This is a genomic window from Flavobacterium sp. MMLR14_040 (assembly GCF_033657265.1).
GTDB lineage: Bacteria > Bacteroidota > Bacteroidia > Flavobacteriales > Flavobacteriaceae > Flavobacterium.
Genome location: NZ_JAWVWO010000032.1, coordinates 38,275 through 48,277, shown reverse-complemented (window position 1 = coordinate 48,277; position 10,003 = coordinate 38,275). Strand labels below are relative to the sequence as shown.

The window sequence follows — 10,003 nt, the reverse complement described above, 5'->3', positions numbered from 1 at the left end:
CCCTATGTTCTTCGGAAAAACAAGCCATTTTTTAGCATGTGATTTTTGGTCCCAAGCCTTAAAATCACTTAGAAAATCCTTATATTGAGATTGTAAATTTCTACCCGAAACACCATAGAAAGAAGCAATAGCTTTACAATCATTGGGACTGGAATCTATTGATTTCATTTAAAAAAGACGCAAACTCCTGAGTTACACGAGTTCCGTCTGCTACTAAATTCCAATCTCTAAAAACTATTTTTCCAGTATCTTCCTGAAGCCATCTTCTGCGAGTAATGTGAAGATATACCTGATGACCACGAATAGGAAAATCCTGAACCGTTATTTCTTCAAAGAATCCCTTTGAGCTTAATTTAGAGTCTCTGTATTCTTTTGGAATCGAGTTGATCTCTCTTAAATATAAATGAAGAATCTCATCTCCTTTTTCATAAGAGGTAAGCTCAAAATAATCCACTATTATTTCTGGTAATAATAACTTGAGAAGGTCGATAAAAGAATCCTGCATTTCTACTTAATTTTAAAATACAAAAATCGTCATTTTAATATTTCCCCACAACAATATGAGTTGATCCCATTTTAAATTAAGCCTAATCCCGACATATTGCCAAAGGCACTTAAAGGGGCGCTTTTCTCTCTATTGAGTCTTTAGCACTTAGTTTTACATCTTCTCATCTCCTTACCATATAAATTTGATGTTGGGCCATCCACTATTTTAAGGTTTATTTTTATAAATTTACGAAATGAAACAAGCAGAAACCGTTAGCGAATTTTATAAACGACTGCCAAGCCATGCTCCCGTAGATGTACCACTTAATAATGCAGGAATCGGCCATATTAATGTTTTTACCCGAGAATCTTGTGCTGAAGTAAGTCCTTACAGCCGAAGGGATTTTTACAAGATTTCCCTAATAATCGGCAAGGGCAAGATTTATTATGCCGACAAATGGATCCAGATTGACAAACCCGCCCTACTCTTTTCCAATCCTGTGGTGCCTTATTCCTGGGAAGCAGAATCTAAGGATCAGTCAGGTTGGTACTGCCTGTTTACCGAAGATTTCATACAGCATAGCGAACGCATGAATAGCTTACTGGATTCGCCTTTATTCAAAATTGGATGCAATCCGATATTTTTTCCCGATGATGCTCAATTGAAGGAACTTTCAGCCATATATATAAGGATGCAGGCCGAAATGCTCTCTACTTACCCTCATAAGTACGATATTCTGCGCAGTTATCTGCATTTGATAATTCATGAGGCCATGAAAAATAATTCTGTTGCAAATTTTCATACTTATACAAATGCCTCTTCCCGTGTATCGGCTTTGTTTCTTGAATTGCTCGAAAGACAGTTTCCAATTGACTCTCTTTCACTTAAACTAAAATTAAAAAATCCGGCAGATTATGCCAATTCTTTATCCATACATATCAACCATCTTAATCGTTCGGTAAAGGAAATTACAGGAAAAACTACATCTGCTCATATTGCAGAGCGCATTATTAAAGAAGCGAAAACCTTATTGCAACATACAGATTGGAATATTGCCGATATTGGCTACAGCCTTGGTTTTGAATATCCCTCTTATTTTACACTCTTTTTTAAAAAACACACTGGATTGGCACCAACTCAACTGAGAACAACTGTTTGAATATTATAATTAACTGTTTGATCGCTATAAGTCCCGACTGTGTTTTCAGGTTTACATTTGTAGAAACAAAATTAGATAAAAATGGAATACAGAAAACTCGGAAACACAGGTGAGGAATTATCAGCACTTGGTTAGGCTGCATGGGCATGAGCTTTGCTTATGGCCCAACAGACGATAAAGAAAGTCTGGCTACGCTGGAGAAGGCACTTGATATGGGGGTTAACTTTTGGGATACAGCCGATATGTACGGCAACGGTGCCAATGAAGAACTCATCTCTAAAGTTCTTGTACCTAACCGCGATAAGATATTTATTGCAACAAAATTCGGATTTCGTTTTAAAGATGGAATTGCGGGCCCAAGCAGTGCTTCGGGAACCTACTTTGACGGCTCTCCTGCCTGGATGAAAGTCGCAGTTGAACAGAGCCTAAAGCGTTTGAAAATCGATACAATTGACCTTTATTATGCACATCGTGTTGATCCAAATATCCCGATTGAGGAAACTGTTGGCGCAATGGCGGATTTAGTTAAAGAAGGTAAAGTGCGCTATCTCGGACTTAGCGAAGTCTCTGCCAATTCTTTAAGAAAAGCACATGCTATACATCCAATCTCTGCTGTTCAAAGTGAGTATTCGCTTCTCACAAGAGATGTCGAAACCGGAATATTAAAAACTACTCGTGAGCTTGGTATTTCTCTTGTTCCTTATTCTCCTTTGGCGCGAGGTCTTGTTACCAATAAACTTAATGTGGATGCACTTGCCATTGATGACTTCAGAAGAACGCTTCCTCGTTATCAAAGTGAAAATATTGACAACAACAATAAGCTTATAGAAAATTTCGTCGCATTTGCAGCTTCCAAATCTTGTACACCCGCACAACTAGCTTTGGCTTGGGTGTTAGCCCAAGGTGAAGATATAATTCCTATTCCGGGAACCAAGAAAACAAGTTATCTACAAGAGAATGTAGGCGCGATTGAAGTTAAATTGACAAACGCTGATCTTACGGTTATTAATGAGTTAATCAATAGATATCCTATAATTGGAGAGAGATATAGTGAAGAAGCAATGAAAATGGTTAATCACTAAGTAGCTTTTTTATTTTTGTTAACAATTTTAAAATCATTCTCTTTTTTTTTCGTCTCCATCAAAAAGAAAGTAGGTAAAGATTAATTTTAAATGTACACATATAAATTATGCAACTATAATTTATTTTTCTATAAGAAGTTGGGATGGAACCTATGGTAAATTTGTAATATGTAAATTATAAAAAACCACGTTATGGAAAAGCAAAACAACCCCGAATATGGTCAAACAGATCCCGATTTTATTGATCAAAACACTTTGGTTGATGGTAATAACATCCTAAACGAGGATCAATTACATCAAACCGTTCAAAAAGAAAATACACCAGAATTTGGAGAGAGTGACCCTGATTACATAGACCAAAGTACTCTTGTTGATAATGATAATTATGCCAGAGATGAAGATCCATATCAATATAAGGACGAATTTAAAATCAAACCAGAAAAAATAGATCCGGAACAAATCGTAAATAAAAATGATGCGATTACCAATGATGAAAGTAAAGATGACTTAAATAAAGATAACGAGTAATTGAATGTATCAAACATTTCAAAATATATTGACAAGTCTTTGCTTATTTTCGATAAAGATTTTTAGTAAAGCACAAAGCCTTCTTTTTCAAAAAAAAAAAGAAGGCTTTGTGCTTTAAAATAAGATACCAATACAACAAACATCCATACTATAAAATTTATTTAACCGTTTGGCTCTATAATTTTGTAGTTTCCACTAAGATGCATTAAACTAAAAAGATACATTAATCCATCATAATATGGATCAAAGTAACCGTCTTCATAAGGTTCAAGTTTGGCATTCCAAACAGCATGAACAAAATCCATACTTGCTTTATCTTTATTCACTAATGATGCTGTTGCTGCAGTTCCTACTAATCCAATCGAATGTCTTAATTTTTTGACCGGACCGGCCTGAAGAATAAACTCCGGAACAGAACCATCCAGATTAAACTGATCTTTAAATGTATTTAATCCTTTTGATCTAAGGAAATCTTGAAATCGTTTGGCATAGTCTTCCTGCCATTCCTTATCTTTTCCGTACCAGGTATAATCCATTGCGATGTTCATAGGAACACGCCAGGAATCATAACGAAATCCCGGAGGCATCCAGGGTGTTGGATGGGGTTCACCGTTAAACTCGGTATAATCTGAATTTAGTCCCGTCACAGCATGGCAGGCTTTATGTAAAAAATTACGCGAAACATCGGCACATTCTTTATAAAACTTCTCATGACCGTCTTTGGCATACAAGGTCCATATTTCGTAAAATGCTGGAACATGATACGAAGGATCTGTCCAATTGTAACCTCCTCCTTCCGGCACAAATGAAATCTGCTTATGTTCTGTATTGATAATATTATGCACATTGCCGGTGCCGTCTTTTTTCCACATCGCATCCAGAATTCTTCTTGCCTCTTTGTAGTAGTTTATTCCTGTATCATTACCCCATTTATTAGAAGCAAAAAGCAGGCTGGTTATATAATACAATTCCCCGTCTGAAGCAGAACCGGGAGAGTTTTGTTTTTTGGTCTCTGGATTTACACTCCACGCAAAGTACCCTTCTCTTGCTCCTTCCTGATGCTGCATGTATTTTACCGACCATCTCCAGAGACGATCAAAAACATCTTTTTTATTGAGCTGAACGGAAACCATCATTCCGTATGACATTCCTTCGGTACGGGCATCTTTATTTTTGACATCCGAGACGTATCCTAATGAATCACCTTCTTCAAAATAAACTTTATCCGGCCCTTCAAAAACATCGTAATAGGCTTTGGCTAATTTCTTGTCTATTTCGGTCTGGCTGTACCCTGCTTCTTTAAAAAGATTCCGATATTGAGGTCTTTTGAGTTCTGATATATCCGTTTTCTTATTATTTTGCCCTGTAACTAAAGTGGGAGCAGTCAACATAAAGATCATTACCAAAGCTGAAATTTTAATTAAACTCAAGCTTTGTTTTTTTCTATCTGTATTTTTCATTTTTTGACTTAATTAAAATTTGAAAATGCAATTCGTTTTTCATCAGTTGCATCTCTGTAAACAAATAAACAGCGCAGTGAAATGCGCTGTTTATCCAACTAACTTAACTTAAACTAACCAAAATTTAAATTATCTTAATAACCAGGATTATTATCTTTTGGTTTTATTTTAGGATTAGAAGATGTTTCCCTGTTTGGTATTGGCCACAATTCGCTTTTTCCTGCAGTAAAACCCGTTCCTTGTAAAACAGTACTGGCGATACCCCATCTTATAAGATCATCAAAACGAGACTGTTCTCCGGCAAACTCTACCTGACGTTCGTGAACAATTGCTGTAAAAACCGCCTCTTTAGTTGGTGCAATAGTAGTTGCCAAATTTGCTCTGTCGCGGACTTCTTTAATGTATGCTATAGCCGCTGTCTGCGAACCGCCATCTCTTTGATTTTCACATTCGGCTTTCATAAGCAATACATCTGCATAACGCATTACTTTAAAGTTAATGCTTGATCGTGTTGCTTCATCTTCTCTTGTGTAATAGTTTTGATATTTTTTCCAACCCGCTCTTCTAATACCTGCAGAGGTAGTAAAATTACTTGCTACCATTACCTTGGTTCCTTTTAAATAAGATGAACCAGGAACATAAAAAGTATCTCCAAAGCGATTATCACCTGCTTCATACGAATCTAAAAGTTCATCTGACGGATAAACATTGTACCAGCTAAGATTTCCGTACTCCTGACCTCTAAGTGTTGACTCCTCAAAACCCGTTCCGCCGCTATCACCAACAGCTCCCCATTGATCACCAGTTCCATTTTTCTCGTCAAACTCTATCTCAAAAATCGATTCTTTACCATGTTCTGTTTCTTCCAAAAAGTTGTTGTAAAAATTGCCTTTGTCTTCAAGGCTATAACTTGTAACATTATTAAAAGCAGCCAAAGCTTCATTATATTTCTTTTGATATAACAATACTTTGCCTAATTGTGCATAAGCCGCTTCTTTATTAGCTCTCCCTGCCGATTCTGAAGCTTTTGGCAAAAGATTTTGCGATGCAAATACAAGATCTTCTTCAATCAAAGCATATACCTCTGCTTTAGGGCTTCTTGCGTTTCCAATAATAGTACCTGTTTTATAAATTGGTAAATCACCAAAACGTCTTACTAATAGAAAATAATAGTATGCTCTTAAAAAATGAGCTTCTGCTAAATATTTGTTCTTTTTTTCCTGAGATAAAACATTATCTGGAAGAGCATTGATTTTCTGCTCGTTATCCAGTACAAAATTGGCTCTGGAGATTCCTGTGTAACAAGATTCCCAGTAATATTGAATAATATCATTTCCTCCGTTAAAAGAAAAATCCTGAAAAGGTTTCTTGTTACCCTCCAACTGCGGATTTCCTAAAGCATCATGGCCCATAAGATCCATGGCGAAAAAAAGATTTCTGCCATAGAGTCCCCTTGTCTGAAGATTTGCATACGAAGCATTTACGGCAGACTGAACCTGTGTTTCGGTTTTAAAGAAAGTTTCAGGCGATAAGGTATTAGGATTAGTTAATTCTAATTCGCTTGTGTCACATGAAGTTATGCTTAGAACTCCTGACAGTACTATAAGTATATATTTAATTTTTTTCATCGTCTCTAAATATTAAAATGTAACATCAATTCCAAAAATCACCGATTTCGGCTGTGGATACCTTCCTAAATCAATACCTGCTGAATTTGCATTTGCATCAGCACGGGCAATTTCAGGATCTAAACCTGAGTAATCTGTAATTGTTATAAGGTTTTGTCCGCTTACATAAAATCTTGCTTTTGAAAAATAGCTTTTAAAAGAATCTCCTGATAATGTATATCCAATAGCGATGTTTTTTAATCTGGTGTAAGAACCATCTTCTATATAACGCTGGTTTGCTGAAGACCAGTTAATATCTGCTCCTTGCGCTCTTGGTAATGTAGCCGAAGGATTTGTGACAACGCCATTTACAACATTTGCCCTGTCTAAAACATCTGTGCTGGCATTAAACAAGCGGTTCATTCCTTTTAGGTCAAAGGTGTTTGCATTATAAATATCGTTGCCTGCAACCCCGGTTATAAAACAATTGAAATCAAAGTTTTTATAGGCTGCGTTCAGGTTTAAACCGTAAGTGAAATCCGGGTATGGATTTCCGATATTTGTTTTATCATCTGCATTGATGATTTTATTACCGTCTCTGTCAATTATTTTAATATCACCCGGTTTTATAGTAGTCTGGCCAGGTCCAAAAACAGCATCTACTTCTGCTTGATTTTGATAAATTCCATTGGTTTGATATCCGTAAAAATAAAATAATGGCTGTCCGACTTCTAATCTGGAGAAATTTTCTAAACCTGCTCTGGCAGAAGGGCCTCCTAATACACTTGTAACTCCTGGTGCCAGGCTCACTACTTCATTTTTGCTTGTTCCCAAATTAGCCAAAGCCGACCATGTAAAATCACCTTTTCTGTCATTGTAACCAATTGACAATTCATAACCGCTTACTTTTACGTCTGCAATATTTTGAATTTGAGTTCCCCCACCCGCAGATCCAACAGAAGCCGCAAGAGGCACTGCAAAAAGAATATCACTGCTCTTATTATTGAAATATTCAAATGAACCCGTTATTTTTTCATCAAAAAAACCAAAATCTAAACCGATATTCCTGTCTAGTTTTGACTCCCATTTTAAGTTTGGATTTGCCGCAACTCCCAAAGAAACACCTGGTGCATTCCCGCCTCCAATTGGATAATTATAATTTGCCAATAAAGTAGCACTATACTGATAATTGTCTATCCTGTCGTTTCCTGTTGTTCCTGTACTAGCCCTAAGTTTTAATGTACTAAAAACAGAATTTTGCATAAAACTTTCTTTAGCTATATTCCATCCTACAGCAACAGAATAAAAATTACCCCAACGATTATTAGCCCCAAAACGTGAAGATGCATCTCTACGTCCTGAAACAGCCAGAATATATTTTTCGTCATAATCATAATTGATACGGGCAATATAACCGATGTTTTTTTCTTCGTAATTAGCAGATCCTAAACTTCCCTCATTATAGCGCAGCTGATCAATTTCGTCTGAAATATAATAACGGCTTCCGGCTGCTACATTTTGTGATTTTCCATCAATTTTAGTAATAACGCCTAACACTTCAAGATTGTGTTTGTTTGCGATGGTCGTTTTATAAGTTAAACTATTGTCAAAAACGATAGTCTGGCCTTGAGAATTTGTTTCGTTTGTTGTAGAAAAGGCCTGTTTGTGATAAGAACCATCCTGAAAGCTCGGAACAAAAGTATGATCTTTACCAGTATAATAATCTAAAGAAACTTGTGATCTGAATTTCAATCCTTTGTAAATTTCTAATTCAGCGAAAATATTTCCAATAATAGATAAGTTATTTATTTTTTGATATCCTAAATTAGCCACACGAACAGGGTTTTCTGCGTCATTACCGTCTATAGCGCTAGGTCCTTGATAGCCGCCTAAACTATTTTCATTGTAAATTGGAAAATAAGGTGCCATTTTAATTGCATGCTCCAATAATGTTCTTCCTCCTGAAGCACGTTCAGGGTTAATAGTACTGAAAGAAACACCAATGTTACTGCCTATTCTTAGCTTACCAATATCCTGCGTGTTATTTGCTCTAAAAGAATAACGTTCGAAACCAGTATTAATAATAGCTCCTTCCTGTTTTAAATATTCAGCAGAATAACGACTTGTAGAATTCTCTGTACCATTTGAAAAACTCAAATTGTAATCCTGCATTATTCCCGTTTGAAAAATCTGGTCCTGCCAGTTTGTATTTATATTTCCAAATTCAGCTGCTCTTGTTGTTAAATCACTCCCTAAATCTTTAGCGTATTGAAGATACTGCTGTGTATTTAAAACATTATATCTCTTTGTTATTTCCTGTCCGCCAACATAAGTGCTAAAGGTTAGCTGTCCCGGACCTTTTTTTCCTTTTTTAGTGGTAACCACAATAACACCGTTAAAGGCTTTTGAACCATATAAAGCTGTGGTAGAAGCATCTTTCAAAACAGATATACTTTCAATGTCATTCGGACTTAAACCAGAAAGATTACCGGTTAAAACCCCGTCAATTACATATAATGGAGCGCTGTTTCCCATTGTGGCAAGACCACGAATACTCACGGTGGGATTGGAACCCGGGGCACCATTTACAACTGTAACACCTGCAGCACGCCCCTGTAAAGCTGATTCAGCGTTTGTAATAGGGACAGCAGCAATATCTTTTGAACTTACAGTCGAGATTGCTCCTGTAATCTTGGCTCTTTTTTGAGTACCATAAGCTATAACTACTTCATTTAAATTTTGTGTAGATTGAACAAGAGTAACATTAATTGAACTTCTTTCACCCACTGTGATAGTTTGTGAGATTAAGCCAACATAGGAATAAGTTATTTTATCGGTAGGATTCACCCCATTTAAAGAATATTTACCGTCAAAATCTGTTGATGCGCTATTCTGCGTTCCTTCTACATTAATACTGGCACCAGGCAATGGAAATCCTGAAGGATCGGTAATCACGCCGCGAATAGTTTTTGATTGTGCTATCATACTATGACTGCTGACAATCAGCAGTCCGATTAGTGCAATTTTGAGTTTTAAATTCATATTAATAGTTTTTTTATTTGGTTTAAATAGTTAATGGTTTTTGTATTCTAATTCTATTTGTTCATAAGTGGTATTATTTTATTCAGTTATTATTTTGAAAAAAAGAATGAAGCAATGTAAATCAGTATGAAGTAATCACATCACTAACAAATATAAAAAAACAATTAATAAAACAATCGGTTGCTTTGCAATTTATTTAAACAATAAACAAAAAATAGCCAAAATAAAAACATTAAAAATATTTATTAACCAATAAAAATACAAATAATTCAATATCAAAATAAATTTGAAATAAAAAATAATAATTTAACAGCCAACTGAGTGATTTTATACCAAAAATACAAATATTAAAAAAAAGAGTAAATTCTATTAAAAACCATCTTGAATATAAGTAAAAAGCTACTAAAACAAGTTAAAAGGTATCTTTTTCAATATATCGTATAGAGAAATAAGTCTAAAAAAAACAAAAACAGGTAAAAAACAATCGGTTTCTTAAAAACAATTATCTCCTTTTGATATTAATTTTACGCTACTCCAATAAGGCAGAGTATGATTAATCTTTTTATGTATTCAAAAAATTTCTTAGATTAGTCTTTACAATCAGCTGTTGAATTTATAGCTATATTAAATCATTGAAA

7 protein-coding genes are annotated in these 10,003 nt (G+C 35.3%); 3 read left to right on the top strand and 4 right to left on the bottom strand.

Annotation, left to right across the window (positions count from 1 at the left end; all coding sequences use genetic code 11):
- Positions 1-139: 139 nt before the first annotated feature.
- Complete coding sequence (locus SD960_RS23190) at positions 140-505, bottom strand: transposase (protein ID WP_318806255.1); 366 nt, start codon at positions 503-505, stop codon at positions 140-142.
- 235 nt (positions 506-740) lie between these two features.
- Here SD960_RS23190 and SD960_RS23185 point away from each other — a divergent pair, with 235 nt between their 5' ends.
- From SD960_RS23185 to SD960_RS23175, 3 genes are all read left to right on the top strand, one after another.
- Positions 741-1,646: a helix-turn-helix domain-containing protein gene (locus SD960_RS23185; protein ID WP_318806254.1), complete on the top strand. Its 906-nt coding sequence runs from the start codon at positions 741-743 to the stop codon at positions 1,644-1,646.
- Between the two features lie 146 nt (positions 1,647-1,792).
- Positions 1,793-2,728 carry an aldo/keto reductase gene (locus SD960_RS23180; protein WP_318806253.1) on the top strand — a complete coding sequence of 312 codons (936 nt, stop codon included), beginning with the start codon at positions 1,793-1,795 and terminating at the stop codon, positions 2,726-2,728.
- A 192-nt stretch (positions 2,729-2,920) separates the two neighbouring features.
- A complete protein-coding gene (locus tag SD960_RS23175; protein WP_318806252.1) occupies positions 2,921-3,256 on the top strand; it encodes a hypothetical protein in 336 nt (111 codons plus the stop codon).
- A 161-nt stretch (positions 3,257-3,417) separates the two neighbouring features.
- Here the strand turns inward: SD960_RS23175 and SD960_RS23170 are convergent, their stop codons facing one another.
- From SD960_RS23170 to SD960_RS23160, 3 genes are all read right to left on the bottom strand, one after another.
- Entirely contained in the window at positions 3,418-4,716 is a 1,299-nt protein-coding gene (locus tag SD960_RS23170; protein WP_318806251.1) for a glycosyl hydrolase family 8, read from the bottom strand.
- 134 nt (positions 4,717-4,850) lie between these two features.
- Positions 4,851-6,344, bottom strand: coding sequence for a RagB/SusD family nutrient uptake outer membrane protein (locus tag SD960_RS23165; RefSeq protein ID WP_318806250.1), 1,494 nt, complete (start codon positions 6,342-6,344; stop codon positions 4,851-4,853).
- A gap of 12 nt (positions 6,345-6,356) precedes the next feature.
- Complete coding sequence (locus SD960_RS23160; RefSeq protein ID WP_318806249.1) at positions 6,357-9,365, bottom strand: TonB-dependent receptor; 3,009 nt, start codon at positions 9,363-9,365, stop codon at positions 6,357-6,359.
- Between the last annotated feature and the right edge of the window lie 638 nt (positions 9,366-10,003).